The organism is Microbacterium sp. 20-116 (assembly GCF_041079415.1).
GTDB lineage: Bacteria > Actinomycetota > Actinomycetes > Actinomycetales > Microbacteriaceae > Microbacterium.
Genome location: NZ_JBFYGP010000001.1, coordinates 618,178 through 643,043, shown reverse-complemented (window position 1 = coordinate 643,043; position 24,866 = coordinate 618,178). Strand labels below are relative to the sequence as shown.

Here is a 24,866-nt window from a genome sequence, read left to right as displayed (position 1 = left end):
GATGGCTCGCATCGTCCTGGCCACGCACAATCCGCACAAGGTCGAGGAGTTCCAGGCGATCGTCGCCGAGGTGCGCCCCGACCTCGAGGTCATGGGGTACGACGGCCCGGAGCCGGTCGAAGACGGCGTGACGTTCGCGGCGAACGCGCTGATCAAGGCGCGCGCGGCGGCGGCGCACACGGGTCTGCCGTCTCTGGCCGACGACTCCGGCGTGGCCGTCGACGTACTGGGCGGTTCGCCGGGGGTGTTCTCGGCCTACTGGGCGGGGCACAAGAAAGACGCCACGGCGAATCTCGAGCTGCTGCTCGACCAGCTCTCGGACGTCGCCGACCCGCACCGCACCGCGCAGTTCGTCTCGGTCATCGCGCTCGTGCATCCCGATGGCACCGAGCAGACGGTCGAGGGCCGCTGGCCCGGCCGCCTCGCCACGGCCCCGGCCGGTCCCGGCGGCTTCGGCTACGACCCGGTCTTCATCCCCGACGGCCAGCCCGCGGGGCGGGAGCGCACGGTCGGTGAGTGGTCCGCGGCCGAGAAGAACGCCGAGTCGCACCGAGCCCGCGCTTTCCGCGAGCTGACACCGCTTCTTCGGGGGCTCTGAGAACGAGACCGACACCGGTTCTCATTCCCGACTTGGCCGAACCACCGCGGCGGAGCCTGTGCCCGTTCTAGCCTGAGACTATGCACGATCACGCGCCCTCCGGCGGCATCCGAGATGCCAGCAATCGGCGCCTGCTCGCGACCGCCCTGGCCCTGACGGCCACGGTGATGCTCGTGCAGATCGTCGGGGCTGTCCTGACCGGCTCGCTCGCCCTGCTCGCCGACGCCGCGCACATGTTCACCGACGCGGCCGCTCTGGTGGTCGCGCTCATCGCCACCGCGATCGCCGCGCGCCCGGCCGATGATCGTCGCACCTTCGGTTACCAGCGTGCCGAGGTGCTGGGGGCCCTCGCCAACGGCGTGATCCTCATCGTGCTGTGCGCGTGGGTCGGCGTCGAGGCGGTGCAACGTCTGCTCGCCCCGGCCGAGACCGAGGTGCAGGGCGGACTGATGCTGGTGGTGGCCACCGTCGGCATGATCGCCAACGCCGTGTCGATGTTCCTGCTCTCTCGCGCGCAGAAGCGCAGCATCAACGTGCGCGGCGCCTATCTCGAGGTGCTGGGCGATCTCGTCGGATCGATCGCGGTGATCATCGCGGCCCTTGTCATCGTGACGACGGGCTTCATGCAGGCGGATGCCATCGCCTCGCTGCTGATCGCGGTGCTCATCGTCCCGCGGGCGATCGGTCTGCTGCGCGAGGTCGTCGTGGTCTTGACGGAATCGGCCCCGGTGGGGGTGCACGTGGCCGAGATCCGCGAGCACCTGCGCGAGGCCGACGGGGTGGTCGACGTGCACGACGTGCACGTGTGGCAGCTCACACGCGGAGCGCCGGTGTTCAGCGCTCACGTGATCGTGGAAGATGCCGCGCTCGCCGATGGGCGCGCCGCCGCGATCCTCGCTTCGCTCCAGACGTGTCTCGCCGACCATTTCGACGTCGAGCACTCCACTTTCCAGCTGGAGCCCGCGGGGCACGTGGAGCACGATTCGCGTCACGCGTGAATGTCGGTGCCGTCCGGTAGCCTTCGGACAGGCGCCCGCACCCCCGGAAGGTTCCTCATGTTCTCGTCACTCGTCATCGACCATTGGCTGCCGTCTCCCGCGAGCGCGTTCTCTGATGACGACGCGATCGTCGTCGTCGATCCGGAGGCGCCCGAGAACCGGTCCGTCTCGATCCTGCGCATCGGCGACGGGGCGACGGTCGTCTCGCTGAGCCCCGAGCGAGCGGATCAGCTCGGTGTGTCCGACGGAGAACGTCTCGCCGCCGATGAGGTTCTGGAGCGCATCGACGCGGCGGGCATCGCGCTGCACGACCCCGACCACCTCTTCTACCTTCCGGTCGAAGAGCATGCCAACGTCACCGCACCCGAGCCGCAGGCGAACACGCGCCGGCTGACGGCCGAAGACGCCGACGCCTTCGCCGCCCTCGTCGCGGCGGCGCCCGAAGACGAGCTCGACGAGGCGTTCGTCGAGCTCGATCACTGGCTCGTGTTCGGCACGTTCGTCGACGGCACGCTGGCTGCTGCGGCGAGCATGTATCCCTGGAGGGGCACGCGCCTCGCCGACCTCGGCGTGATCACTCTTCCGGAGTTCCGCGGCCGCGGCCTGGCGAGGGCGACTGTGCTGGCGATGGCCGCCGATGCGCTGGAGCGCGGCTACGAGCCGCAGTACCGGTGTCAGCTCGACAACGCCCCGTCGGTGGCTCTCGCGCTGGCATCCGGATTCCGCCGTTTCGGCGAGTGGATCGTCGTCGACGACTGAACGGCATCACGGCGTTCAGTTCTCGCGCACGACCTCCGCGGGCGACTTGTCGGGGCGGAGGCCGCGCCACCGCGCCTGGCGGAGGATCCCGCCGGGGGTGAACTCCGCGAACTCGACCTCTGCCACCAGGGTGGGGTACACCCACAGGGCGTCGCGCGCGTCGGCGGCCGGCACACCGACGAAGGGGTTCGCATCGGCGCGTAGCGGCTCGAGTGCCTTCGTCAGTCGAGCGAGGGTCTGCTCGCCGAAGCCGGAGCCCACCCGCCCCGCGTACTGCAGTCCGCCCGCCGTGGGCACCCCCACCAGCAGCGAACCGATCGTGCCGGAACGGTTTCCTCTACCGGGTCGGATCCCGCCGATCACGACCTCCTGCGTGCGCGAGTGCTTGACCTTCAGCCACCGCTCGGATCGCACCCCGCGGCGGTAGGTCGAGCCCGGGTCCTTCACGACGACCCCTTCGAGCCCGAACCGGCCGCTCGTGGAGACCGCGGCATCCACGTCGTCGAACACGGGAGGCACGACGACCGGACCCCCGGCCTCGGCGGCCAGCTCCTCGAGCACGTCGCGCCGCTCCAACAGGGGGAGGGATGCCACATCCCGCCCACCCGCCGACAGCACATCGAAGAGGTAGAGGTGAACGGGGGTGCGCTCGGCCTCGCGGGCGATCTCGCGCGCCTTCGCGAGGTTCATGCGTCTCTGCAGAAGCGGAAAGCTCGGCCGTCCCTGCTCGTCGAGCGCGACGATCTCTCCGTCGAAGACGGCCGGGTCGGGACCGAGACCCAGGTCGACGCTCGTGAGCTCGGGATAGGCGTCCGTCAGGTCGTTGCCGTTGCGCGATCGAAGGCGCAGCCGTTCGCCGTCCCAGATTCCCAGACCCCGGATGCCGTCCCACTTCATCTCGACCCAGGGCGTGCCGCCCCAGCGCTCGGCGGCGGCGCGGGCGATCCCCGGCGTCGCGGAGGTGGCGAGCATGGGCTCGATGTCGCCGTCCCTGTCGACGCTCGGTGGGACCTCGGTCGATGCAGGGGGATCAGCGGAGCCGTGGTCCAGGGCCACCACGGGGGCTCCACCGCTCTGCGGTCGGCCCGCGGCATCCGTCTTCATGCGGTGCAGCAGCCACTGCGATCTCTCACCCTGCCCCTCGGTGCGGATGAGGGCGAGTCGCACGCGGCCGAGCGGTCCGTCGGCTCTGCCCTCGAGGGTGGCGATGACCTCGTCGTCGCGCCACTTCTCGAGCTCGTACGTACCGGTGTCCCAGACGGTCATGGTGCCCGCGCCGTACTCGCCGCGGGGGATCTCGCCGGCGAAGTCGAGGTATTGCAGCGGGTGGTCCTCGGTCATGACGGCGAGGCTGTTCTTCGCTGTGGTGGGCGGCACACCCCGGGGGACGGCCCAGCTGACGAGCACGCCGTCGCGTTCGAGGCGGAGGTCCCAGTGCAGACGTGAGGCGTGGTGCTCTTGGATGACGAACCGGGGGAGCCCCTCGGCGGCGGGCGCGCCGTGGGGAGCCTCGGGCACCGGCTCGGGGGTCTTTCCGGCTGTGCGCTTCGCGATGTAGGCGCGCAGGGGCCCGTGCGCCGCGTCGACAGAGGCGAGTGGGTCGTCGGTTCTCCCGAGGACCTCGGTGAACAACAGGTGCCGCAGGTCGGGGTCGTCCAGCTCGTCCCAGGTGCGCGGGGCGGCGACGTAGGGGCGCGGGCGGCCGCGCAGCGAGTACGGCGCGATCGTCGTCTTCGAGCCGTTGTTCTGACTCCAATCGATGAACACCTTGCCGGGGCGTGCAGCCTTCGACATCTGGCTGACGACGAGGTCGGGGTGATCGGCCTCGATCGCGCGCGCGAGCTCCTTCGCGACGACGCTGACCGCGTCGCTGGACTGGCGCCCGTCGAGGCGGGCGTACAGATGGATGCCTTTGCTCCCACTCGTCACGGGCAACGGGTCGAGCCCCATGCCTTGCAGGATCGCGCGCGCCCACCGCGCGACCTCGGCGCACTCGGCCAAGCCCACGCCCGGACCGGGGTCGAGATCGAGCACGAGCCGGTCGGGGTTCTGCCTCTCGCCGTCGCTCGAGAAACGCCACTGCGGCACGTGCAACTCGAGGCTGGCGACCTGCGCGAGGTAGACGAGGGCGGGGAGGTCGTCTACGAGCGGGTAGTCCTTGGCGCCCGAGGAGTGGTCGATCGGAAAGCGCCGCACCCATGCCGGAGCACCGGGCTCGAGGGCCTTGGCGAAGAACGGTTCGCCGGGGTCGGCATCCGTGCCCACTCCGTCGGGCCAGCGCTTGCGCGTGAGCGGACGGTCGGCGACGTGCGGGAGAAGCAGGGGGGCGATCCGCGAGTAGTAGTCGATCACCTCGCCCTTGGTGGTGCCGGTCTCGGGGTAGAGCACCTTGTCGAGGTTCGACAGGCGCAGGCGACGACCGCCGATGCGCACCGTCTGCTCCGTCATCGCCCCAGCGTAGAGCGGAGGGGGAGAGGGATGCCGAGGGGGTTGCGGCGAACTCGGGGTTCCGGTGGCTTCGAGACGCTCGGCCACCCGGGGGCCAGGTCCGAGGTCTGCTCGAAGGGGCCGGACACGTTCGCGCGCAAGGGTCTCGGCATCCACCGCTCTCCCGGTGTTCACTGGGCACATGCGATCGATCTGGAAGGGCGCCCTGACGTTCGGCCTCGTCAACGTGCCCGTGAAGGTGTACTCGGCGACCGAGGACCACGACGTCTCGTTGCATCAGGTGCACAACAAGGACGGCGGCCGCATCCGGTATCAGCGCGTCTGCGAGGTGGACGGCGAGGTCGTGCCGTACCAGGACATCGACAAGGCCTACGACGACGGCGAGCAGACGGTCGTGCTGACCAAGGACGATCTGGCGTCGCTGCCGAGCGAGCGCAGCCGGGAGATCGAGGTCGTGGAGTTCGTGCCGAGCGACCAGGTCGACCTGCTGACGCTCGACAAGGCGTACTACCTCGAGCCCGACTCGTCGTCGCCCAAGGCGTACGTGCTGCTGCGCAAGACCCTCGAGCAGACCGACCGCACGGCGATCGTGCGGTTCTCGCTGCGACAGAAGACCCGGCTGGCGGCTCTTCGCGTCCGCGGGGACGTGCTGGTGCTGCAGACACTGCTCTGGGCCGACGAGGTGCGCGAGGCGGCTTTCCCGGCTCTCGATGAGAGTGTGCGCATCTCGGCGAAGGAGCTCGAGATGTCGGCGTCACTCGTCGAGAGCTTCTCGAAGGACTTCGAGCCTGAGGAGTTCACCGACGCGTACCAGGCGGAGCTGCGCACCCTGATCGACGCGAAGCTCGAGCAGGGCGATGCGATCGATACCGACGCCACCTTCGGAAAGCAGGAAGAGGAGGACGGCGGCGAGGTCATCGATCTGATGGAGGCGCTGCGGGCGAGCGTGGAGCGCAGCCGGGCGGCACGATCGGGCGCTGCGGCCACCGACGGCACCGCCGAAAAGAAGAAGGCCGCCGGCACGAAGCCGGCGGCCAAGAAGAGAAACTCGAAGGCGTCTTAGCGAGCGGGCTGATCGCCGTCTTCGAGGGTCTTCGGGTCGAGGGTGAGCGATTCGGCCTCGGCCGCGGTGACGGCGCCCTCGCGCTTGGCGGCGGCGCGCTCACGGAAGTAGTGGATCGCGATGAAGATCACGGTGCCGGCGACGGCGGCGAGCAGGATGACGTCGATGTACTCGGTCACGATGTCGCGGACGAACGGAATGTAGCCCACCAGGTAGCCCAGCATCGTCAAGCCGATGCCCCAGATGATCGCGCCGATCAGGTTGTAGAGCGAGTACTTGCGCCACGGCATGTGACCGACACCGGCGGCAATCGGCGCGAAGGTGCGCACCACGGGCACGAAGCGCGCCAGGATCACGGTCAGTCCGCCGAAGCGCTCGAAGAACGCGTTCGTGCGTTCGACGTTCTTCTTGCTGAACAACCCGGACTCTTTGCGCTCGAAGATCGAAGGCCCGGCCTTATGGCCGATGAGGTAGCCCACCTCACCGCCGATGAATGCCGCGACACCGATCGCGAGAGCCACCCACCAGGCGTTGATCCCGAAGACGCCGTGCGGAGCCGCGTCGGTGGAGTGCGACAGCAGACCCGCCATGATCAGCAGGGTGTCGCCCGGCAGCAGGAAGCCGATCAGCAGACCGGTCTCGGCGAAGATGATGAAGCAGACGACCAGCAGCGCCCAGGGCTGGGAGTTGGTGATGATCGTCGCGGGGTCGAGCCACGGGAGCAGCGCGCTGGTGGTGTGGATCACATCGGTCCCGTCGGGTCGGAATGTCGGTGCAGGGGATGACTACTACCGTGCGGAAGGGGGGACTTGAACCCCCACGCCCGAAGGCACAGGAACCTAAATCCTGCGTGTCTACCGATTTCACCACTCCCGCGAGTCTGATCATTGTAGGCGGGTGGAGTGCGCGCACGTTGTGAAGCCGCCGTCAACCCCGGGAGTCGTCCCCCCTCGCCGACGCGCCGCGGGGAATGCTGAACGACATGGCATCCGTTCTCTCCTTCATGAAAGCGATCACGTACTCCCAGCCCGGTGACTCGTCCGTCCTCTCGCTCGAGGACCGCCCGTTGCCCGAACCCGCCGCGGGAGAGGTGCGCGTACGCCTGACCGTGTCGGGGGTGAACCCGACCGACTGGAAGGCCCGCGCCACCACCGGCCGCCCGCTTCCCTTCGACGAGGTCACGCCCAACCACGACGGAGCGGGAGTGGTGGATGCCGTCGGCGAGGGCGTCGACGTCCTGTCGGTCGGTCAGCGGGTGTGGGTGTATCTCGCGGCCCACCAGCGCCCGTTCGGCACGGCGGCGGAGTATACGGTCCTGCCCGCGTCGCGGGCCGTGCCGCTGCCCGACAGCGCATCGTTCGAGCTCGGCGCGAGCCTCGGCGTTCCGGCGATGACCGCGCACCGCGCCCTCACCGTGCACGAGGACGGCCCCTCGCGCCTCGCTCCCGGGGCGCTCACCGGACGCACTGTCCTGGTGCAGGGCGGTGCCGGAGCCGTGGGGCACGCCGCCATTCAGCTCGCCGCTTGGGCCGGAGCCACGGTCATCGCCACCGTCAGCAGCGACGAGAAAGAGGCACTGGCCCGTTCTGCCGGCGCCCACCACGTGCTGCAGTACCCGAGCGAGTCGCTGGCCGCCGATATCCGGGAACTCGCGCCGAAGGGTGTCGAGCACATCGTCGAGGTCGCCATCGCCGACAACGCCGGTCTCGATGTCGAGGTCGTCGCCAATCACGGAACGATCGGGTACTACGCCGACAACGGCGGGGCGGAGTTCACGGCCCGCGTGCGCGAGAGCTTCGCGAAGAACGTGCGCTGGCAGGGCCTGCTGCTGTACACGGTGGGGGAGCGGGCGCTGCTCGCCGCCGCCGAAGACGTCGCCGCCGCCGTCGCCGACGGAGCGCTCCCGGTCGGGGAGGACGCCGGGCTCCCGCTCACGTGGTTCGTGCTGGACGACACTGCCGCGGCGCACGACGCCGTCGAGCAGGGTGCGCTGGGCAAGGTGCTGATCCGCGTCGCGGAGTAAGTGCGCCCTCCCGCGTGAGGGTCTGAATCTGTCGCCGAGGGGTGCCTGAAGCGACAGGAAGTGGCCCCTCACGCGGGTGTGGTGCGGTCAGCGGGAGCGCGGCACGTATCGGGGCACCCACCGGATGAAGCCCGCGGCGCCGAGCACCGCGACCAGACCCATCGCGCCGACACCGACCGACAGGGACGCGACGGCCGTCAAGGCCGAGACGATCAACGGGGCCACCGCGCCACCGGCATCCGTCAGGGTCCGCCATGATCCGAGGAACGCCGCGGGGTCGGTCGGAGGCGCCACATCGGCGCCGAGAGTGAGCAGGATGCCGCTGGACAGGCCGTTGCCGACGCCCAGAACCGCCGCGAACATCGCGTACCACATGGCCGCCGACGACAGATCGTGCGTGAACGACAGGGCGAAGAAGCCCGCGCCCATGAGGACCATGGCGGGAAGGGCCGCCCACAGGCGACCGAAGCGGTCCATGACCTGGCCGCTCGCGTAGAAGAGGGCGAAGTCGATCGCCCCCGAGACACCCACGACCACGGCGATCGTGCCGGCATCCAGTCCGAGGGAGACGCCCCACAGGGGCAGGACCACCTGGCGTGCCGAGCGAACGGCCGACAGCGACGAGGCGGCGAGGCCCAGGCGCGCGAGCACGCCGCGGTACCGCCACATCGTGCGGAACACCCCGACCCGCTCAACGGTGGGGATCGCTCCGGTGACGGGTTCGCCCGTGTCTTCCGCGTCGCGCGAGTCGCCCGCTCCGCGGCGGGTGGGCGAGCCCGCGCCCACGGGGACGGCCTTCTCGGGATCCGGGCCGAAGAACACGAGCAGGATCGTCGCGACCTGGCAGACGGCGAAGAAGACGATGGACGCCGTCTCGGAGCCGAAGATCGCCAAGAGGGCTGCCGAGATGAACGGGCCGACGAACATGCCCAGGCGGAACGTGCCGCCCAGGAGCGACAGAGCGCGAGCGCGGAAGGTCAGGGGGACGCGCGTGGTCATGAACGAGTGACGCGCGAGGGCGAACGAGGCCGCGCAGAAGCCGATGAGGAACACCGCGGCGGTGAAGAACGCCAGCGACTGCGCGAAGACGATGCCGAGGAGTCCGGCGAGCACGATGATGCCGGCGACCCCCATCGTCAGGCGCTCGCCGAAGCGGGCGACGGCCCATCCGGCGGGGATGTTCCCGCACAGCTGACCGACCACGAGAGCGGCCGCCACGAGCGCGGCCAGGGCGACGTCGGCGCCGAGGCGGTTCGCGATCACGGGGATGAGGGGGATCACGGCGCCTTCGCCCACGGCGAAGAGCAGCGTGGGGCCGTAGATCATCGGTGCGAAGCGCACCAGCACGTTCCGGGGAGAGTCGGCTGTCACTGTCTCCACGATAGGCTTGATGTCAAATGCTCGAACTCGATTTGACCGCCGACATCCAGGCGCTGCGCTCGACCTTCGCCGATATCCAGGCCGTGGTCGACGTCGACGCACTCAAAGCCGACATCGATCGCCTGAGCGAAGAGGCCGGTGCTCCCGACCTCTGGGACGACGTCGAGAACGCTCAGAAGGTCACCAGCCGTCTCAGCCACCGCCAGGCGGAGCTCAAGCGCGTCTCGGAGATCGAGCAGCGGCTCGACGACCTCGAGGTGCTGGTGGGTCTCGCCATCGAGATGGACGACGAGGAGTCCGCCGACGAGGCTCGTCGCGAACTCGCCTCGCTGAAAGACGTGATCGGCCAGCTCGAGGTGCAGACGCTTCTCGACGGCGAGTACGACCCGCGTTCGGCGGTCGTCACGATCCGCTCGGGTGCCGGCGGCGACGACGCCACCGACTTCGCCGAGATGCTGCTGCGCATGTACCTGCGTTGGGCCGAGCGTCACAAGTACCCCGTCAAGGTTATGGACACCTCTTACGCCGAAGGCGCCGGCATCAAGTCGGCCACCTTCGAGGTCGACGTGCCCTACGCCTACGGCACGCTGTCGGTCGAGGCCGGCACGCACCGTCTCGCGCGCATCAGCCCCTTCGGTGGCGCCGACAAGCGCCAGACGAGCTTCGCCGCGGTCGAGGTCATCCCCGTGATGGAAGAAGCCGTCGAGGTCGAAGTCCCCGAGGGCGACATCCGCGTCGACGTCTTCCGTTCCTCGGGCCCGGGTGGTCAGTCGGTCAACACCACCGACTCCGCCGTGCGCATCACGCACCTTCCCACGGGCCTGGTCGTCTCGATGCAGAACGAGAAGTCGCAGATCCAGAACCGCGCGGCCGCCATGCGCGTGCTGCAGACCCGCCTGCTGCTGCTCAAGCGCGAAGAAGAGGCCGCGAAGAAGAAAGAGCTCGCCGGCACGATCACCGCGAGCTGGGGCGATCAGATGCGCTCCTACTTCCTCTACGGTCAGCAGCTCGTGAAAGACCTGCGCACCGGCTACGAGGTCGGAAACCCCGCGGTCGTCTTCGACGGCGACCTCGACGGTCTGATCGCGGCCGGCATCCGCTGGCGCAAGCGCAAGGACGACGACTGAGCTTTCCCCGCGGGGGAGAGAGCCCTATGGATGCCGCTGACCCGGCATCCATAGGGCTCTCTCGGTTTCGCGACACGGCGCGTCCTCTCGGCCGGATTGGGACCCGCGCTTAGGCTCATCGAGCCATGATCCGGTTCGAGAACGTCACCAAGCGGTATCGCGGCACCGCGAAGCCCGCCCTGAACGCCGTCGACTTCGAAGTGCAGCGGGGGGAGTTTGTCTTCCTCGTCGGCGCTTCGGGCTCCGGCAAGTCGTCGTGCCTGCAGCTCATCCTGCGCGCCGAGACCCCCAGCGACGGCCGTGTCGTCGTACTCGGTCGCGACCTGCGCACGCTGTCGAACCGCAAGGTTCCCTACTTCCGCCGTCACATCGGTTCGGTGTTCCAGGACTTCCGCCTGCTGCCGAACAAGACGGTGCACCAGAACGTCGCCTTCACGCTGCAGGTGACCGGCGCCTCGCGCGGGTTCATCCAGCAGGCCGTGCCCGAGGTGCTGGCGCTCGTCGGCCTCGACGGCAAAGAGAAGCGTCTTCCGCACGAGCTGTCGGGTGGAGAACAGCAGCGCGTGGCGATCGCGCGCGCACTCGTCAACCGCCCGCAGGTACTGCTCGCCGACGAGCCGACCGGAAACCTCGACCCCGGCACGTCGATCGACATCATGCGCCTGCTCGCGCGCATCAACGCCGGTGGCACGACCGTCGTCATGGCCACCCACGAGGCGGGCTTCGTCGACCAGATGCAGCGTCGCGTGATCGAGCTGCGCGGCGGTGAGATGGTGCGTGACGAACGTCACGGTGGCTACGGCGACACATCGAGCCTTCCGCGACTCGCGCCCGAGGTCGAGCGCGGTGCGGCGGCTGTGGCCGCTCTCACCGCCGTTCTCGAGGTGCAGCGCGAGGTCACCGGGCTCACGGGTCCGGTCGAGCCGCTGACGAAGCCCGCTGTCGCGGAACCTGCTCCCGCGGCATCCGAGGCTTCCGCCCAGAACTCCGAGCCCGAGGCGCCCGTCGCCGCCGAGCCCCGTGAGCCTGGCACGAACACACGCTCCATCCCGGTCACCCGCCCCGACGTCGACGCTCTCGGTCTTGCCGACCGGCTCGGACTGGGCGAGAAGAGAGACCGCAACGACGAAGTGGGGCCCACGTCATGAGGTTCGGGCTCATCCTCTCGGAGGCCTTCACCGGTCTTCGTCGCAACGCGTCGATGGTGATCTCGGTCATCCTCGTCACCTTCGTGTCGCTGACCTTCGTCGGGGCCGCGATGCTCATGCAGATGCAGATCGGCAAGATGCAGTCGTACTGGGCCGACCGCGCCCAGGTGGCGGTGTTCATGTGCGCGGCTTCATCGAACGCTCCGACCTGCGTGGCCGGGGAGCCGGCGACCCAGGACCAGATCGACGCCGTCAAGGCGACGCTCGACGGTCAGGCGCTCGCACCGCTGATCCGCGACTACACGTTCCAGACCAGCGACCAGGTCTTCGAGAACGCGAAGCAGCAGTTGCCCGAAGACATCGCCGGCGTCGTGACGGCGGATCAGTTCAACGCGACCTTCAGCATCAACCTGGTCGACCAGAGCCAGTCCGACGTCATCGCCGAGGCTTTCAGCGGGCAGAACGGTGTCGAAGCGGTCACCGATCAGCTGCAGTACCTCGAACCCCTTTTCCAAGCCCTCACCGTCGCGACCTACGTCGCGGTGGGGATCGCCGGGCTCATGCTGATCGCGGCCGTGCTGCTGATCGCCACGACCATCCGGCTCTCGGCGTTCGCGAGACGCAAGGAGCTCGGGATCATGCGTCTGGTGGGTGCGTCCAACCGTTTCATCCAGACGCCGTTCATCGTCGAGGGTGTGCTGGCCGCACTCATCGGTTCGGCGCTCGCGAGCGTGGCGGTGTGGGCGATCGTCGGCGTCGGGGTGAATCAGTACCTCAGAGACCGGATCGGCTTCATCACCTCGTGGGTGGACTTCGGCGACGTGGCGATCGTGATCCCGCTTCTGGTCGTGATCGGCATCGTGCTCGCGGCACTGAGTGCCAGCTTCGCCATCCGCCGCTGGCTGCGCGCCTAGCAGCTCGCGGTATCGCGCGCGGCCGGCATCCGGTGTGGGTAAACTGTAAGGCTCTGTGTGCCCATGATCATGAGGAGGTGGCACCATGCCTCGTGAGCAGGGTGAGAAGCTCATCGCGTCGAACAAGAAGGCGCGTCACGACTACGCCATCGAGAAGACGTACGAAGCCGGATTGGTGCTCACGGGCACCGAGGTGAAGTCGCTGCGGCAAGGACGCGCGAACCTCACCGACGGCTACGCCTACATCGACGGCGGCCAGGCCTTCCTTGACGCCGTCCACATCCCCGAGTACTCGCAGGGCCACTGGACCAACCACTCGGCCAAGCGCACGCGCAAGCTGCTGCTGCACAAGGAAGAGATCATCAAGCTCTCGCACGCGGTGTCGGCGGGCGGATACACGCTCGTTCCGCTTCGGCTGTACTTCCTCGACGGGCGCGCGAAAGTCGAGATCGCGGTCGCCAAGGGCAAGCGCGAGTTCGAGAAGCGTCAGACGATCCGCGAGCGCGAGGACAAGCGCGAGGCCGAGCGCGCGATGCGCACGAAGAACCGCCTCGGCGACTGACCTTTTCGCCTGCGGGGCGCGTCACTCGGCGCGGAAGCGCCCTTCGACCACCGAGGTGACGACGATCTCGGGCGGCTGCAGGCTGAACGACGGTCCGGTGGCGGACGCGGCCATCAGGCGCGCGCCCATCGGAGCCGGAGTCTCGGGGTGGGCGGCGAGCAAGCCGGCATCCGCGATCTCGACGGCGGAGACGGATGCCAGCCCCAGAGCGTCCGCATACGCCGTCGCCCGCTCCACGGCGACGTGCACGGCGTCGGCGGCGACCTCTCGCTCGACTCGGGCGCGGGTGGTGGGGGACAGGCGCCACTCCACGGCGGTGACCTGCACGTCGTCGGATTCGGCGACATCGCCCAGCCACCACGACAGGGCTCCCGCGTCGGTGAAGGTGGCGGACAGCTCCACCGCGGCGTGATGGACGAGGGGGAGCTGCGCGCCTTCGTTGTTCCAGGGGCGGTCGGACCAGACCGACACACGGGCGCTCGACCACTCGGACACCTCGCCGGAGCGGAGGTGGGCGACCAGCCCGTCTTGCACGCTCGCGGCGCGCTCTTGAGCCCGCTCGACGACAGGACCGCGCACGGGGCCATCGGTCGAGACGGTCACCCGGGCGGCGGCCTCTTCGGCGCGGACGCGGGCGTTGCTCTCGCCCCGGACGGTGATGACGACCTCACTCATGCGGTGAGCCTACGGGACGGGGGTGGGATCCCGTCGAGCGGGAATCACCCGGGCCCGGGATCCGTTATAGACTGTGATGCTCGGGTGCTTCGGTTCCCGAGGTGGCAATTCAACAGAGTGACAACGGCCGCTCCATCACGGAGTTCCCGGGGCTGATCGGTTTCGACAGCGCCTGCGAACCCGCGAGAAGCGGGCCGAGGATGTGGGGTTATCTCGTAAACGCTCCCTGCAAAACAATAAGTGCCAATGCTAAGCGCACTGACTTCGCCCTCGCTGCGTAAGCGAGCCCGATAGTCCGTCAGACCGTGTGTGACCCCGCCACGGAATCTGGCGTCATTTAGGGGTCTTGCTGTGTGACGGCGTCTGGACGTCACGCGGGACTTTTCCCAGGCTGGGCTTGTCGACTTAGGTGTCTGTGACAAAGGTCGGAGCCGAGCAGAACGTCTGCACAGACTGCGCCCGGAGAAAACGCGGAGACCCAGCGTTGGACGGGGGTTCGATTCCCCCCAGCTCCACGAGCCGTTGTCACGAAGAGGTTGTCACGAAGAGAAAGCCCCCGCTCCCGCCCGTTTCGGTGGGAGCGGGGGCTTTCTCGCGTTCGCTCAGCCCGCGGTGCGGGTGTGGATGTCGCTCTCGCCCGAGACACCGTTGAGCTCGAGGTAGATGCGCCCCTCGGTGCGGGTGAGGGTGGCGGTGTTGCGGCGTTCGATGGCGTCGGCGAGCTTCTCGACGAAGCCGGGTTCGAAGCTGTGCAGCAGCACCTGGTCGGCGCGGTGGATGCGCTTGCCGGCCCAGGGCGCTGCGACCTTGTCGGGGTCGCGGTGCGTGTAGACGGCGACTCTCTCGGCCTTCATGCTGCCGGTGTGCAGGCGGGCGGCATCCGGAGCCCCGACCTCGACCCAGGCGACGAGCGCACCGGTGAGATCGCGGACCATCACGGCGGGCTCGTCGGTGGCGGCGACACCCTCGCTGAAGCCGATGCCCTCCTCGTACTCGAGGCAGTACGCCAGCACGCGCGTCAGCATGTACGGAGCGGTCTCGGACGGATGCCGGGCGACGCGCAACGGCAGTTCGTCGTACACGCCGCGGTCGACGTCGGAAAGTTGCACCGTGAAGGTGTGAATGGTCGAGCCGATAGCCACGAGGATCGAGCCTACGTTGTCGCGTCCGTCCTGTCGGGCAGGAGGGAACCCGTGGTCCTCGTGAACCGGCTAGCGTCGGGGCATGCCCGACCCGCGTAGCTCCCGCATCGACATCGGTTCGTTCCGCCTCGAGCCCTTGCCGGATTTGGCGCGCTGGCGGGCCGTGGCACGTGAAGACGGCGGTCCGGTAGAAGGCGGGTGGAGCGATTGGGTCGCTCTGGCCCACCGGGTGCTGCGAGCCGACGAGCTGTGGCGGGAGCGCGAAGCGCGCGGAGACGCGTGGGACGAGGGATTCGCGGCAGGACAGGATGCCGCGGCGGTGAACCCGTACCGATGAGTCGGCGCGGGCGCACCCCTTACTGCGGCGTCTCGACGAGGAGCAGGCTCTGGCGGGTGTCGGCGAACTTCACCCAGCCGTCACCGAAGAGGTAGGTCAAGCCGTAGCCGTCCGCACCGCGACCGCCGAGCCAGTCGGGATTCTCGGTGACGTAGTCTCCGGTGGCGTCGCGCTCGAGCTTCCAGCCCGAGGCGACGAGGTCTTTCTCGGCCTGTTGCGCGGTCGCGTCGTCGATGGGGGCCCAGCCGAAGATCTGCACGCGGTCCGAGGCGACCTTCGCGTCGCCCCACTTGCACTGGATGCCCTCGTCGAGCGCGGTGGCCCCGATGCGGAACGGCTCCTCTTGATACGTCCAGCCCAGACTCTTGAAGTCGTCTGCGGTGGACTTCGGGATGATGTTCTCGCACGTCGGATCGATCGGAGCCGTCGTCGGAGTCGCGTTGGCGGCGGAATCGGGAGCGGGTACCTCGGTCGCCGTGGCGCTGGCGGCGACGCTCGGCGCGGCGTCGGGCGTCGAGGTGCAGCCGGAGAGGGCGAGCGCCGCGAGCAGGCCGGCGGTGATCAGCAGGGGCTTGTGTGGGCGCATCAGCGGGGGCCGTCCTCGTGGAGCAGGGCGAAGAAGTCGTCGTGCAGAACGCCGTTCGTCGCGAGCGAGGATCCCGCGTTGAGACGGTCGGTGCCGTCGAAAGCGGTGAAGCGACCTCCGGCCTCGCGGACGATCGGGGCGATCGCGGCGATGTCGTACTCTTTCACGCCGAACTCGGCGACGAGCTCAAGGCGACCCTCGGCGAGCCACATGTAGGGGAGGGCGTCGCCGTACGCGCGGTCGCGCCACACGGCCCTCGCGAGCTTCTCGAGGGTGGGGACGAGGTCGACGTCGTCCCACTGCTCGATGCTCTGGAAGCTGATGCTGGATGCCGAGACCTCATCGATCGCGGACACGGAGATGCGGCGGGTGTGGCCGTCGGCGGTGGCAGTCCAGGCGCCGTGTCCGACGGCGGCCCACCAGCGTCGGCCGATAGCGGGCTGGCTGACCACGCCGACCCGGGGGACGCCGTCCACCGTCAGCGCGATGAGAGTCGCCCACACGGGGATCCCCCGCATGTAGTTGTGCGTGCCGTCGATGGGGTCGATGACCCAGCGTCGGGAGGTGTCACCCGAGGTGCCGTACTCCTCACCGAGGACGGAGTCGCCGGGGCGCTCGGCATCCAGGATCTGACGGATGGCCCGCTCGGTGGCGAGGTCGGCCTCGGTGACGTGCGTGCGGTCGGGCTTCGTATCGATCCGCAGGTCAGCCGAGTCGAAGCGTTCCATCGTCACCGCATCGGCGGCATCGGCCAGACGAAGGGCGAGCGCGAGATCATCGGTCAGGTCCGCGAGGGGCGCGGCGGGCTCTTCGATGGAGGACACGGCTCAAGGATAACGGGCGCTCCTGGCTCGATTTGGTGTGCTCGAGTCACGCCTGGTAATGTCATTCCTCGGCGCGGAGAGCGAAACTTCGGCCGAAAAGAACGCACCTCTAGCTCAATCGGCAGAGCAACTGACTCTTAATCAGTGGGTTCTGGGTTCAAGTCCCAGGGGGTGCACAAGTTACCGCCCCGCACCAGGCATCACTGGTGCGGGGCGGTTCGTCGTTCTGCGGATGCAAGATCACTTCAGAAGCGAGCGGTCGAATCGAGTCGGCCAAGCAAGCGCTGCACCCCTGATGATGACTACCCAGCCCAGGAAGAACGCGGCCAACCCTCCGACGAGCGTGAGCGCGGGCCAGAAGAAGTCATAGGCCGGTATCGGCTTCGGAGCGGCTTCGGTGAAGATGGGCACGTAGCTGAACCATGCCCCGAACACCTGGACACTCATGCCGATCATCTGAGACCCCTTAATCACGGTGAGCACCGTGCCCCCCACGAGAAGGGCTGCCCCGCCGATCAGGAGGCCGGTGATAGCCAAGCCGCGCTGCCCAGCCTTCATGTGCCCCCCAAAGGAATCGCGTGCGGCGATTCTGGCACGCGCCGCATGCGTGATCGCGTACGCGACGTGCGAAGAACCGTGAAGACAGTGTGGGGCCTTCGCGCCTCAGTTCTCGGCGGGGGTCTCATTCGCCTTGGCACGCGCCCATGCGTCAGTCGGCGCGTTGCTCCGTCTGTTCCGCGATGAGCGCGATCTCGTGCGGCTGCCATCCGTACTCGTAGGGCAGATACGTCGTGAGCACCTGCATCGGTGACGAGAGGGTCGTAGAGATGCCGTGGCGCGCGTTCCGGGCGTCGGGGTCTCGATCGCGGACGGCGGCCTGAAGTTCGGACACGAGTTCTCGGGCGCGCAGGATCCCGTAGGCGTCGACCACGAGACGCCAGTCCGCGATGGTCAAGGTCGTCCATGCTCGTGAGGCGGCGGTGGTCTCTCGGGCGACGGGCAGGAAAAGCAGGAGAATCGCGGCGGCGACGCATGCGTTGGCGAGGAGTGCCGCAGCCAAGGTGCTCACACCGAACGGCGCCGCGCCGAAGGCGGCGTCAGGTCCGCTCGTCAGATACGCCAGTGCCCGCGTCGCGCAGTGGAGTGCGTAGAAGGCTGTCGCGACGGCGATGACGATCCGAGGCGGCCGGGGTAAGACCGTGTTGCTCAGCGCCAGTGTCGCGCAGGCAACGCCGGTGAGAGTCAGCGTGCACAGCAGCACGATGCGGGCTACGTCCGGTGGAAGCAACACCGAACTCGTGGCGACCGTCAGCCCCGCGACGAGTGTTGCGCCCGCTGCGGAGCGTGCGAGACGCTGCCGCGCCATGGTCATTGCGACGCACATGAGGCCGATGGACAGAACGAACGCGGTGTCGGCGGGGAAGGTGGCGGAGACGACGTTCACATCGCGGTCTCCGATGAGACGCATGACGGCCGACCCGACGGACAGCGCCGCGGCCGCGGCGGCGATTCTCAACGCCGCGGCGCGGGGATCCAGGGGGCGGGGTCGGACGAAGGCGTACGCAGCGACGACGACGGCGACAGCGACAGAGACGACGACGACGCCCACCGACAGCAGCAGCATGGTTCCCCGTGACCCCCCGGCTCGGAACGCTACTGCGGGATTCTGTGCCGTTCAAATCAAGCACTGCTCGCCCGCGCAATCCTCCTGTACGGGGTTCCGGGGCCCGGCAGGATGGAGCGATGCGCTGCACGCGGCGCACGACGAACCCGGGAGGTTCCCATGGCCGACGACGAGATGTGGGATGTCACCGACATCCAAGGCACCCCGACGGGGACGCTGCACCGACGCGGCGATGGTCCCGTGCCGGCGGGGTCGTTCCACATCGTGGCATCCGTGTGCCTGGTGTCGTCGAGTGGGCGGGTGCTGATGAGCTTGCGGGCCGCGGGCAAGGACTACCCGTTGGCGTGGGAGTTCCCCGCCGGCAGCGCCCTGCGCGGAGAGACCAGTCGTACGGGCGCGGTGCGCGAACTCGCCGAAGAGACCGGGATGGTGCGGGCTCCCGACGATCTCGTGCTCGTCGGACGCGTCGTGGAAGAGAGCGCCCTGTTCGACCTGTGGGTGGCTCGCATCGAGGGCGAGCCGGTGCCCGTGCCCGACCCGGAAGAGGTTCAGGATGCCGAGTGGGTCACCCTCGACGTCGTGCACCAGCGGTGGCAGGACGGTGTTTTCGCGACACCCTGGAACGCCCGGTTCGATCAGCTGTGGGAGACGCTGGGTCAACGGGTCGCAGAGATGCACGTCACCGCCGACGGCGTCTAGAACGGCATCGGGCAAACCTCTTCCCAGGACGCCCACGAAGCATCCCCTCCGCGGCGATTCGCCGGACGGAGGGGATGTTCGTGGCGACGAATCCGCCGAGGGTGTCGAACGTCCGCGTCACTGCTCCGGCGGGAAGGAGCCCGCCCAGCCGCTGTGAGATCCGGTCGACGGCGGTGCCGCCCTCGAGCATGACGATGTAGTCGTCTTCTGATTCGGGTGCGGCCACCGCTGCCGGGGCGACGCACAGAGCGGTCAGCGCTCCGGCGACGGTGACGACGGCGGAGGCGATGGTCCGACGCGTTCGGGGAGGGGTCGTCGATGACATGGGGATCCTCTCTCGCCCGACGAGGCGGGCAGGCTCGGCGTCGACCGGGGGAGCGACGCTGACTCCGGGGGAAGTCATGCACCGAAGGTACGGCCCTGAGTGACCGATCGGAGAGGATCTGGGGGAGATTTAACGTTTCCGAAACGGGACAACGTCTTCGTTAAACGTCGCCCCGAGGGGACGGGCGAGCAGCCGACGTCCGCGCACGGTCGGCGTCCGTCGACCGGGATGCACGGAGGGGCCGTACCTTGCGGCCGGCCCCTCCGTGTCGGGTTTTGCTGCTCGACGTCAGGCTGCGTCCCCGATGAGAACGGCGGCGCCCTCGTCAGCGGCATCCGGGTGCGATCCATCGACGTGTGCGAGAAGACGTCGTCCGAAGAAGATGCACGCGGCCGAGATCACGACCGACGCCGCGGCCATGACGTAGGGCACTCCGGCGCCGTAGGCGTGCCACAGCAGCGCAGCGAGCGGCGGGGCGACCGCGCCACCCAGGAAGCGCACCGCGGAGTACGCCGACGACGCCACCGATCGCGGCAGGTCGGTCGCTTCCATCACGGCTTCGGTGAGCGCGGTGTTGACGACACCGAGCACCAGACCGCCCACGATGATGCAGACGACCAGCGCCACGGCCGACGACACGATGAACGCCGCGACGAGGAGGTCGAGGGCGAGCAGAGGCAGCGCGATCAGCAGCACCGTCGTCAGGCGCAAGCGACGCAGCAGCAGGGGAGCGACCCACACACTCGTGATCGCAAGTCCCAGGCCCCAGCCGAAGAAGGTCAGGCCGATGCCCATCGCCCCGAAGCCGAGAGGGAAGGGCGAGAACGCCAGCAGCGTGAAGAATCCGATGTTGTAGAACAGCGCGGTCGCGGCGAGGATCGCCAGCGCCGGACGGCCCAGGGCTCGGAAGGGCGCGCTGAAGGGGAGGGGTTTGCGCTCGGGGGCGGGGCCCCGAAGCAGTGCGAGCACCGCGAGGAACGCGATCGCCATCAGCACCACGACGCCGAAGAACGGCCCGCGCCAGCTGACCTCGCCCAGGATGCCGCCGAGCAGCGGCCCCACGGCGATACCGAGACCCAGAGCGGCTTCGTAGAGGATGATCGCGGCCGAGCTCCCACCGGAGGCGGCGCCCACGATGGTTGCCAGCGCCGTCGAGATGAACAGGGCATTGCCCAGGCCCCAGCCGGCGCGGAAGCCGATGACGGCGTCGACGCTGCCGCTGATGGCGCAGAAGAAGGCGAAGACGACGATCAGGCCGAGACCGACCAGCAGCGTCGCCTTTGCTCCGATGCGGCTCGAGATCCAGCTCGTGACGAGCATCGCAAGGCCCGTGACCACGAGGTAGCTGGTGAACAGCAGCTCGGTCTCGACGGGGGATGCCTTCAGCGACTCGGCGATCGCGGGAAGGATCGGGTCCACCAGCCCGATGCCCATGAAGGCCACGACGCACGCGAAGGCGACGGCCCACACCTGCGCGGGCTGTTTCCAGACGCTGGGCGCTTTGCTGACTACTGCGGTACCGGCAGTCACCGGACCACCTCCTGTTCTTCTGCGTCACCCGCGAGGGCTCCGCGATCATCGGTCGTATCGGCGTCGTCTTCGTCGTCGGGGGTTTCGTGGTGTCCTGTCCCGGTCGGCGTCATTCCCACGCGCAGCGAAAGGGCAGAGGCAGCGAGACTCACGGCATCCCACTCGCTCTGCGTGAGGTCGGCGACGTGGGGTGCGAGGGCGGTGCGGAACTGCTCGTACCAGCCGGCCAGCGCTGCGATCCCCTTCGCGGTCGCGGCGATGACACTCACGCGTGAGTCATCGGGGTGGCGGCGTCGCTCCACGAGTCCGGCCGCGTCCATCTGGTGGACGAGCCGGGTCATGCCGGGTTGCGTCACACGGCTCAACGTGGCGAGGTCACCCAGGCGCTGAGGGCCGTGATCGCGCAACAGGGTGAGCGTGCGCCACTGGGCGGCGGGAGCTTCGTTCTTCGTGTCCAGAGCGGCGATCCGGGTGAGCGCATGTACGGCGAGCAGGAGGGTCTGCAGGTCATCGTCACGAGTCACACGAAGAAGTATACCCCCGATATATACCTGGGGTATCTATCTCGGTGGTCAGCGAGACGAGATCCGTGACGACAGCTCGTGGGCGTGCGCGAGCAGGATCCTCCCCAGCTCCGCGAGGCGCTCGCCGCCGAATCGGAACTCCACGCCCGTCAGGCTCAGCGCCCATTGCGGATCTCCCGCCCGCGTGAAGACGGCTGCCCCGACACCCCAGCTGCCCTCGACGATCAGTCCCGGATTCACCGCGTATCCGCGAGCCTGCGTATCGCCGATCCGGGCACGCAGTCGCGCGGGGGAGTGCGATGCTCCCCATCGTCGTGCGAGCTCCGGATGCCGCTCGAGATACGCGTCGACCTCGTGCGCAGGCAGGAACGCCAGGATCGCCAACCCCGCCGAGGCCACCCCGAGGGGGAATCGCACCCCCTCCGACAAGACGAACGAGCGGATCGGGAAACTTCCGTCCTCGCGCACCAGGCACACCGTCTCGTCCCCGCGCCGCACCGAGAGGAATGCACTCTCCTCGGTGCGCACGGCGAGGGATCGCACGATGTCGCGAGCGGTCGCGGTGATGTCGAAACGGGATGCCGCGACACTGCCCATCAGATACAGCTCCGGCCCCGGCAGCCATCGACCCGTCGTCTCGTCGCGGTCGACGAGCCCCTCCACCCGGAGCGCGCTCAACAGCCGGTGCGTGGTCGGTCGGGTCAGGTCGGCGTCGCGCGCGAGATCGCCCACCCACGCGCCGCCGTCGCCGGAAGCCGTCACGAGTCGGAGGAGCCGGGCAGCCCGAGAGATCGCCTGAGCGCCGGGTACGGAACCGGGTGCGGTGTCCACGATGTGGACGCTACGCCCCGCGGCATCCACATGACAAGCGCGGGGTCGCGGACGCCGCGGGCTGGGCGGCACGGTGGAGTTGCACCACGACAGAGGAGTTCGCGTGATCGACAAGACCTTCGCCACCGCCGCCGAAGCGGTCGCCGACATCGCCGACGGCGCGTCGCTCGCCGTCGGCGGCTTCGGCCTTTCCGGCAACCCCATCGCCCTCATCGAGGCGGTGCTCGCCCGGGGGACCCGCGATCTCTCGGTGGTGTCGAACAACTGCGGCGTCGACGACTGGGGGCTCGGAATCCTGCTGGGTGCCGGACGCATCCGCAAGATGACCTCGTCGTACGTCGGCGAGAACAAGGAGTTCGAGCGCCGGTTCCTCTCCGGCGAGCTCGAGCTCGAGCTCACCCCGCAGGGCACCCTCGCCGAGAAGCTCCGCGCGGGCGGTGCGGGTATCGCGGCGTTCTTCACGCAGACCGGTGTCGGCACGCAGGTCGCCGAGGGCGGGCTCCCGCGACGCTACGACGGGTCCGGCGGTGTCACGGTGGCCTCGCCGGCAAAGGACGTCCGCACGTTCGTGGTGGACGGCGAGCCGCGCGAGTTCGTGCTGGAAGAGGCGATCACCACCGACTTCTCGCTCGTGCACGCCTGGAAGGGCGACCGCCACGGCAACCTCGTGTTCCGCAGGGCCGCGCGCAGCTTCAACCCGCTCGCCGCGATGGCGGGGCGCACCTGCATCGTGCAGGTCGAGCGCCTCGTCGAGCCCGGAGAGATCGATCCGGATGCCGTGCACCTGCCCGGCGTGTTCGTGCACCGCATCGTCGAGGTCGGCGAGATCGAGAAGCGCATCGAGAAGCGCACCGTGCGAGAGGAAACCCGCTGATGCCCCTGTCCCGCACCGAGATGGCCGCTCGCGCCGCGCTCGAACTCGTCGACGGCTCTTACGTCAACCTCGGCATCGGCCTGCCCACTCTCGTGCCGAACCACGTCCCCGATGGCGTGACCGTCGTGCTGCAGTCCGAGAACGGCATCCTCGGCGTCGGCCCGTATCCCACCGAGGAGAACGTGGATGCCGACCTCATCAACGCCGGCAAAGAAACGGTCACCACCCTCGCCGGCGCCGCCTTCTTCGACTCGGCGCTGAGCTTCGCCATGATCCGCAGCGGCAAGATCGACGCCGCCATCCTCGGGGCGATGCAGGTGTCGGCATCCGGAGATCTGGCGAACTGGATGATCCCCGGCAAGATGGTCAAGGGCCCGGGAGGGGCGATGGACCTGGTCCACGGCGCCGCGCGCGTGATCGTGCTGATGGAGCACGTGGCCCGGGACGGCTCTCCCAAGATCGTCGACTCGTGCTCCCTGCCGCTCACCGGCCGCGGCGTCGTCGATCGCGTCATCACCGACCTTGCCGTCATCGACGTGACCGAGGATGGACTCGTGCTCGTCGAGCTCGCTCCCGGGGTGAGCGTCGACGAGGTGCGGGCCGCCACCGAGCCTGCCTTGATCGTCCGACTCACCGAGGAGCAGAACGCATGACCGCTCAGAACGACGTCGTCATCGTCGCCGCCGCCCGCACCCCCCAGGGACGCCTGAAGGGTCAACTCGCGCCGCTGACCGCCGTGCAGTTGGGCGCCGCCGCCATCCGGGGAGCGCTCGAGCGCGGCGGCATCCCGGCCGACACGGTCGACGCCGTGCTCGTCGGGCAGGTGCTGCAGGCCGGGACCGGCCAGAATGCCGCGCGCCAGGCCGCGGTCGCCGCGGGCATCGGGTGGGACGTGCACAGCGCCACGATCAACAAGGTCTGCCTCTCGGGACTCACGGCGGTCATCGACGCCGCCCGCATGCTGCGCCTCGGCGACTCCACGGTCGTGGTCGCCGCGGGCATGGAGTCCATGACCCGCGCCCCGCACCTGCTGATGGACTCGCGAGAGGGCTACGCGTACGGCTCGGTCGAGGTGCTCGACCACCTCGCGTACGACGGCCTGACCGACGCGTACGACCGCGAGAGCATGGGCGCCTCGACCGAGCGCGCGAACGCCCGGTACGAGGTCACCCGACAGCAACAGGATGCCGTGGCTGCCCGCTCCCACCAGCGCGCCGCCGCAGCGCAAGCGGCCGGCGTGTTCGACGCCGAGATCGTTCCGGTCGAGATCCCGCAGCGAAAGGGCGACCCGGTCGTCGTCACCGCCGACGAGGGGATTCGTGCCGACACGACGGTCGAGACGCTCTCGCGGCTGCGCCCCGCCTTCGCCGAGGGCGGGTCGATCACCGCGGGCAACGCCTCGCAGATCTCCGACGGGGCCTCCGCCCTGGTCATGACCACGCGCGAGGTCGCCGGGGAGCACGGCTGGGATGTCCTGGCCGTCGTCGGGGCGGCCGGTCAGGTCGCCGGCCCCGACAACTCCCTGCACGACCAGCCGGCCCGCGCGATCGCCCGGGCGCTCGAGAAGCAGGGGTTTGCGGCATCCGACCTCGATCTCGTCGAGATCAACGAAGCCTTCGGTGCGGTCGTCGCCCGTTCGCAGGCCGAGCTCGGGATCCCCGACGACGTCGTCAACCCGCACGGGGGCGGCATCGCGATCGGGCATCCGATCGGCGCCTCCGGCAACCGTCTCGTGGTGCACGCCGTGCACGAGCTCGTTCGGCGGGGGAGCGGCACGGCCGCGGTGGCGCTGTGCGGCGGCGGCGGTCAGGGCGACGCGCTGATCCTGACGCGCTGACCCCAGCCCGCAGATACGGCGAACGGATGCCGCGACCC

Annotated in this window: 27 protein-coding genes, 2 tRNA genes and 1 other RNA gene; 16 read left to right on the top strand and 14 right to left on the bottom strand. The window is 69.0% G+C overall.

Annotation, left to right across the window (positions count from 1 at the left end; all coding sequences use genetic code 11):
• Position 1: 1 nt before the first annotated feature.
• From rdgB to AB6V29_RS03185, 3 genes are all read left to right on the top strand, one after another.
• On the top strand, positions 2-598 hold the full coding sequence (gene rdgB / locus AB6V29_RS03195; protein ID WP_369356979.1) for an RdgB/HAM1 family non-canonical purine NTP pyrophosphatase: 597 nt from the start codon (positions 2-4) through the stop codon (positions 596-598).
• 80 nt (positions 599-678) lie between these two features.
• Positions 679-1,596 carry a cation diffusion facilitator family transporter gene (locus tag AB6V29_RS03190; protein WP_210074498.1) on the top strand — a complete coding sequence of 306 codons (918 nt, stop codon included), beginning with the start codon at positions 679-681 and terminating at the stop codon, positions 1,594-1,596.
• 57 nt (positions 1,597-1,653) lie between these two features.
• Positions 1,654-2,355 (top strand): GNAT family N-acetyltransferase, encoded by a 702-nt coding sequence (locus AB6V29_RS03185; RefSeq protein ID WP_369356978.1) that lies wholly within the window; start codon positions 1,654-1,656, stop codon positions 2,353-2,355.
• A 15-nt stretch (positions 2,356-2,370) separates the two neighbouring features.
• Here the strand turns inward: AB6V29_RS03185 and AB6V29_RS03180 are convergent, their stop codons facing one another.
• On the bottom strand, positions 2,371-4,803 hold the full coding sequence (locus AB6V29_RS03180) for an ATP-dependent DNA ligase (RefSeq protein ID WP_369356976.1): 2,433 nt from the start codon (positions 4,801-4,803) through the stop codon (positions 2,371-2,373).
• 181 nt (positions 4,804-4,984) lie between these two features.
• On the opposite strand from AB6V29_RS03180, the gene AB6V29_RS03175 reads away from it, so the two are divergent.
• On the top strand, positions 4,985-5,866 hold the full coding sequence (locus AB6V29_RS03175) for a Ku protein (protein WP_369356974.1): 882 nt from the start codon (positions 4,985-4,987) through the stop codon (positions 5,864-5,866).
• On the opposite strand, the gene AB6V29_RS03170 is transcribed toward AB6V29_RS03175, so the two are convergent.
• Together AB6V29_RS03170 and AB6V29_RS03165 are read right to left on the bottom strand one after the other, a co-directional pair.
• Positions 5,863-6,612 carry a DedA family protein gene (locus AB6V29_RS03170; RefSeq protein ID WP_210074507.1) on the bottom strand — a complete coding sequence of 250 codons (750 nt, stop codon included), beginning with the start codon at positions 6,610-6,612 and terminating at the stop codon, positions 5,863-5,865. The two genes, AB6V29_RS03175 and AB6V29_RS03170, sit on opposite strands and share 4 nt — an antisense overlap.
• Positions 6,613-6,660: 48 nt before the next feature.
• Positions 6,661-6,742 (bottom strand) — tRNA-Leu (locus tag AB6V29_RS03165).
• A gap of 127 nt (positions 6,743-6,869) precedes the next feature.
• On the opposite strand from AB6V29_RS03165, the gene AB6V29_RS03160 reads away from it, so the two are divergent.
• The gene (locus tag AB6V29_RS03160) at positions 6,870-7,889 is read left to right on the top strand and encodes an NADPH:quinone reductase (protein WP_369357162.1); all 1,020 of its coding nucleotides are present in this window, start codon (positions 6,870-6,872) and stop codon (positions 7,887-7,889) included.
• 87 nt (positions 7,890-7,976) lie between these two features.
• Here AB6V29_RS03160 and AB6V29_RS03155 read toward each other — a convergent pair whose 3' ends face one another.
• Positions 7,977-9,215 (bottom strand): MFS transporter, encoded by a 1,239-nt coding sequence (locus tag AB6V29_RS03155; RefSeq protein WP_369357160.1) that lies wholly within the window; start codon positions 9,213-9,215, stop codon positions 7,977-7,979.
• 71 nt (positions 9,216-9,286) lie between these two features.
• Between AB6V29_RS03155 and prfB the strand changes: the two genes are divergently transcribed.
• From prfB to smpB, 4 genes are all read left to right on the top strand, one after another.
• The gene (gene prfB, locus AB6V29_RS03150) at positions 9,287-10,396 is read left to right on the top strand and encodes a peptide chain release factor 2 (protein WP_210074509.1); all 1,110 of its coding nucleotides are present in this window, start codon (positions 9,287-9,289) and stop codon (positions 10,394-10,396) included.
• A 125-nt stretch (positions 10,397-10,521) separates the two neighbouring features.
• Positions 10,522-11,544 (top strand): cell division ATP-binding protein FtsE, encoded by a 1,023-nt coding sequence (gene ftsE, locus AB6V29_RS03145; protein ID WP_369356972.1) that lies wholly within the window; start codon positions 10,522-10,524, stop codon positions 11,542-11,544.
• Positions 11,541-12,458 (top strand): permease-like cell division protein FtsX, encoded by a 918-nt coding sequence (ftsX, locus tag AB6V29_RS03140; RefSeq protein ID WP_210074513.1) that lies wholly within the window; start codon positions 11,541-11,543, stop codon positions 12,456-12,458. The genes ftsE and ftsX overlap by 4 nt, the downstream gene beginning before the upstream one ends.
• Positions 12,459-12,543: 85 nt before the next feature.
• Positions 12,544-13,020, top strand: a complete 477-nt coding sequence (smpB, locus tag AB6V29_RS03135; RefSeq protein ID WP_094734236.1) for an SsrA-binding protein SmpB — start codon at positions 12,544-12,546, stop codon at positions 13,018-13,020.
• 21 nt (positions 13,021-13,041) lie between these two features.
• Here the strand turns inward: smpB and AB6V29_RS03130 are convergent, their stop codons facing one another.
• On the bottom strand, positions 13,042-13,695 hold the full coding sequence (locus AB6V29_RS03130) for an SIMPL domain-containing protein (protein ID WP_369356970.1): 654 nt from the start codon (positions 13,693-13,695) through the stop codon (positions 13,042-13,044).
• 148 nt (positions 13,696-13,843) lie between these two features.
• On the opposite strand from AB6V29_RS03130, the gene ssrA reads away from it, so the two are divergent.
• Positions 13,844-14,213, top strand: a transfer-messenger RNA (tmRNA) gene (gene ssrA / locus AB6V29_RS03125).
• A gap of 84 nt (positions 14,214-14,297) precedes the next feature.
• On the opposite strand, the gene AB6V29_RS03120 is transcribed toward ssrA, so the two are convergent.
• Positions 14,298-14,837 (bottom strand): YaeQ family protein, encoded by a 540-nt coding sequence (locus AB6V29_RS03120; RefSeq protein WP_369356967.1) that lies wholly within the window; start codon positions 14,835-14,837, stop codon positions 14,298-14,300.
• An 82-nt stretch (positions 14,838-14,919) separates the two neighbouring features.
• Here AB6V29_RS03120 and AB6V29_RS03115 point away from each other — a divergent pair, with 82 nt between their 5' ends.
• Complete coding sequence (locus tag AB6V29_RS03115) at positions 14,920-15,174, top strand: hypothetical protein (RefSeq protein WP_307317257.1); 255 nt, start codon at positions 14,920-14,922, stop codon at positions 15,172-15,174.
• Positions 15,175-15,193: 19 nt separating this feature from the next.
• Here AB6V29_RS03115 and AB6V29_RS03110 read toward each other — a convergent pair whose 3' ends face one another.
• Both AB6V29_RS03110 and AB6V29_RS03105 read right to left on the bottom strand, forming a co-directional pair.
• A complete protein-coding gene (locus AB6V29_RS03110; protein WP_307317255.1) occupies positions 15,194-15,760 on the bottom strand; it encodes a hypothetical protein in 567 nt (188 codons plus the stop codon).
• Positions 15,760-16,584 carry an inositol monophosphatase gene (locus tag AB6V29_RS03105; RefSeq protein WP_369356965.1) on the bottom strand — a complete coding sequence of 275 codons (825 nt, stop codon included), beginning with the start codon at positions 16,582-16,584 and terminating at the stop codon, positions 15,760-15,762. The genes AB6V29_RS03110 and AB6V29_RS03105 overlap by 1 nt, the downstream gene beginning before the upstream one ends.
• Positions 16,585-16,687: 103 nt before the next feature.
• On the opposite strand from AB6V29_RS03105, the gene AB6V29_RS03100 reads away from it, so the two are divergent.
• Positions 16,688-16,760, top strand: a tRNA-Lys gene (locus AB6V29_RS03100).
• A gap of 64 nt (positions 16,761-16,824) precedes the next feature.
• Here the strand turns inward: AB6V29_RS03100 and AB6V29_RS03095 are convergent.
• Positions 16,825-17,142 carry a hypothetical protein gene (locus tag AB6V29_RS03095; protein WP_307317250.1) on the bottom strand — a complete coding sequence of 106 codons (318 nt, stop codon included), beginning with the start codon at positions 17,140-17,142 and terminating at the stop codon, positions 16,825-16,827.
• Between the two features lie 151 nt (positions 17,143-17,293).
• The gene (locus tag AB6V29_RS03090) at positions 17,294-18,208 is read right to left on the bottom strand and encodes a hypothetical protein (RefSeq protein ID WP_369356964.1); all 915 of its coding nucleotides are present in this window, start codon (positions 18,206-18,208) and stop codon (positions 17,294-17,296) included.
• A 159-nt stretch (positions 18,209-18,367) separates the two neighbouring features.
• Between AB6V29_RS03090 and AB6V29_RS03085 the strand changes: the two genes are divergently transcribed.
• On the top strand, positions 18,368-18,907 hold the full coding sequence (locus tag AB6V29_RS03085; protein ID WP_369356962.1) for an NUDIX domain-containing protein: 540 nt from the start codon (positions 18,368-18,370) through the stop codon (positions 18,905-18,907).
• Here the strand turns inward: AB6V29_RS03085 and AB6V29_RS03080 are convergent.
• The 4 genes from AB6V29_RS03080 to AB6V29_RS03065 all read right to left on the bottom strand — a co-directional run bounded on the left by AB6V29_RS03080 (position 18,888) and on the right by AB6V29_RS03065 (position 22,117).
• Complete coding sequence (locus AB6V29_RS03080) at positions 18,888-19,310, bottom strand: hypothetical protein (protein WP_369356960.1); 423 nt, start codon at positions 19,308-19,310, stop codon at positions 18,888-18,890. The two genes, AB6V29_RS03085 and AB6V29_RS03080, sit on opposite strands and share 20 nt — an antisense overlap.
• A gap of 210 nt (positions 19,311-19,520) precedes the next feature.
• Complete coding sequence (locus tag AB6V29_RS03075; RefSeq protein ID WP_369356958.1) at positions 19,521-20,762, bottom strand: MFS transporter; 1,242 nt, start codon at positions 20,760-20,762, stop codon at positions 19,521-19,523.
• Complete coding sequence (locus AB6V29_RS03070; RefSeq protein WP_369356956.1) at positions 20,759-21,286, bottom strand: MarR family winged helix-turn-helix transcriptional regulator; 528 nt, start codon at positions 21,284-21,286, stop codon at positions 20,759-20,761. The genes AB6V29_RS03075 and AB6V29_RS03070 overlap by 4 nt, the downstream gene beginning before the upstream one ends.
• Positions 21,287-21,334: 48 nt before the next feature.
• A complete protein-coding gene (locus AB6V29_RS03065; protein WP_210074537.1) occupies positions 21,335-22,117 on the bottom strand; it encodes an IclR family transcriptional regulator in 783 nt (260 codons plus the stop codon).
• Between the two features lie 103 nt (positions 22,118-22,220).
• Between AB6V29_RS03065 and AB6V29_RS03060 the strand changes: the two genes are divergently transcribed.
• From AB6V29_RS03060 to AB6V29_RS03050, 3 genes are read left to right on the top strand one after another with little or no spacing between them, the layout of a single operon-like run.
• Positions 22,221-22,991: a CoA transferase subunit A gene (locus AB6V29_RS03060; RefSeq protein WP_369356954.1), complete on the top strand. Its 771-nt coding sequence runs from the start codon at positions 22,221-22,223 to the stop codon at positions 22,989-22,991.
• Positions 22,991-23,644 (top strand): 3-oxoacid CoA-transferase subunit B, encoded by a 654-nt coding sequence (locus AB6V29_RS03055; RefSeq protein WP_307317237.1) that lies wholly within the window; start codon positions 22,991-22,993, stop codon positions 23,642-23,644. Before AB6V29_RS03060 ends, AB6V29_RS03055 begins: the two co-directional genes overlap by 1 nt.
• Entirely contained in the window at positions 23,641-24,828 is a 1,188-nt protein-coding gene (locus AB6V29_RS03050) for an acetyl-CoA C-acetyltransferase (protein ID WP_369356952.1), read from the top strand. The genes AB6V29_RS03055 and AB6V29_RS03050 overlap by 4 nt, the downstream gene beginning before the upstream one ends.
• The last annotated feature ends 38 nt before the right edge of the window (positions 24,829-24,866 follow it).

Excerpts from the sequence above, each read along its gene's own strand:
- rdgB (WP_369356979.1), top strand. The coding sequence starts at position 2 with ATGGCTCGCATCGTCCTGGCCACGCACAATCCGCACAAGGTCGAGGAG.
- AB6V29_RS03190 (WP_210074498.1), top strand. The coding sequence starts at position 679 with ATGCACGATCACGCGCCCTCCGGCGGCATCCGAGATGCCAGCAATCGG.
- AB6V29_RS03185 (WP_369356978.1), top strand. The coding sequence starts at position 1,654 with ATGTTCTCGTCACTCGTCATCGACCATTGGCTGCCGTCTCCCGCGAGC.
- AB6V29_RS03180 (WP_369356976.1), bottom strand. The coding sequence starts at position 4,803 with ATGACGGAGCAGACGGTGCGCATCGGCGGTCGTCGCCTGCGCCTGTCG.
- AB6V29_RS03175 (WP_369356974.1), top strand. The coding sequence starts at position 4,985 with ATGCGATCGATCTGGAAGGGCGCCCTGACGTTCGGCCTCGTCAACGTG.
- AB6V29_RS03160 (WP_369357162.1), top strand. The coding sequence starts at position 6,870 with ATGAAAGCGATCACGTACTCCCAGCCCGGTGACTCGTCCGTCCTCTCG.
- AB6V29_RS03155 (WP_369357160.1), bottom strand. The coding sequence starts at position 9,215 with ATGATCTACGGCCCCACGCTGCTCTTCGCCGTGGGCGAAGGCGCCGTG.
- prfB (WP_210074509.1), top strand. The coding sequence starts at position 9,287 with ATGCTCGAACTCGATTTGACCGCCGACATCCAGGCGCTGCGCTCGACC.
- ftsE (WP_369356972.1), top strand. The coding sequence starts at position 10,522 with ATGATCCGGTTCGAGAACGTCACCAAGCGGTATCGCGGCACCGCGAAG.
- ftsX (WP_210074513.1), top strand. The coding sequence starts at position 11,541 with ATGAGGTTCGGGCTCATCCTCTCGGAGGCCTTCACCGGTCTTCGTCGC.
- smpB (WP_094734236.1), top strand. The coding sequence starts at position 12,544 with ATGCCTCGTGAGCAGGGTGAGAAGCTCATCGCGTCGAACAAGAAGGCG.
- AB6V29_RS03130 (WP_369356970.1), bottom strand. The coding sequence starts at position 13,695 with ATGAGTGAGGTCGTCATCACCGTCCGGGGCGAGAGCAACGCCCGCGTC.
- AB6V29_RS03115 (WP_307317257.1), top strand. The coding sequence starts at position 14,920 with ATGCCCGACCCGCGTAGCTCCCGCATCGACATCGGTTCGTTCCGCCTC.
- AB6V29_RS03110 (WP_307317255.1), bottom strand. The coding sequence starts at position 15,760 with ATGCGCCCACACAAGCCCCTGCTGATCACCGCCGGCCTGCTCGCGGCG.
- AB6V29_RS03095 (WP_307317250.1), bottom strand. The coding sequence starts at position 17,142 with ATGAAGGCTGGGCAGCGCGGCTTGGCTATCACCGGCCTCCTGATCGGC.
- AB6V29_RS03090 (WP_369356964.1), bottom strand. The coding sequence starts at position 18,208 with ATGCTGCTGCTGTCGGTGGGCGTCGTCGTCGTCTCTGTCGCTGTCGCC.
- AB6V29_RS03085 (WP_369356962.1), top strand. The coding sequence starts at position 18,368 with ATGGCCGACGACGAGATGTGGGATGTCACCGACATCCAAGGCACCCCG.
- AB6V29_RS03080 (WP_369356960.1), bottom strand. The coding sequence starts at position 19,310 with ATGACTTCCCCCGGAGTCAGCGTCGCTCCCCCGGTCGACGCCGAGCCT.
- AB6V29_RS03055 (WP_307317237.1), top strand. The coding sequence starts at position 22,991 with ATGCCCCTGTCCCGCACCGAGATGGCCGCTCGCGCCGCGCTCGAACTC.
- AB6V29_RS03050 (WP_369356952.1), top strand. The coding sequence starts at position 23,641 with ATGACCGCTCAGAACGACGTCGTCATCGTCGCCGCCGCCCGCACCCCC.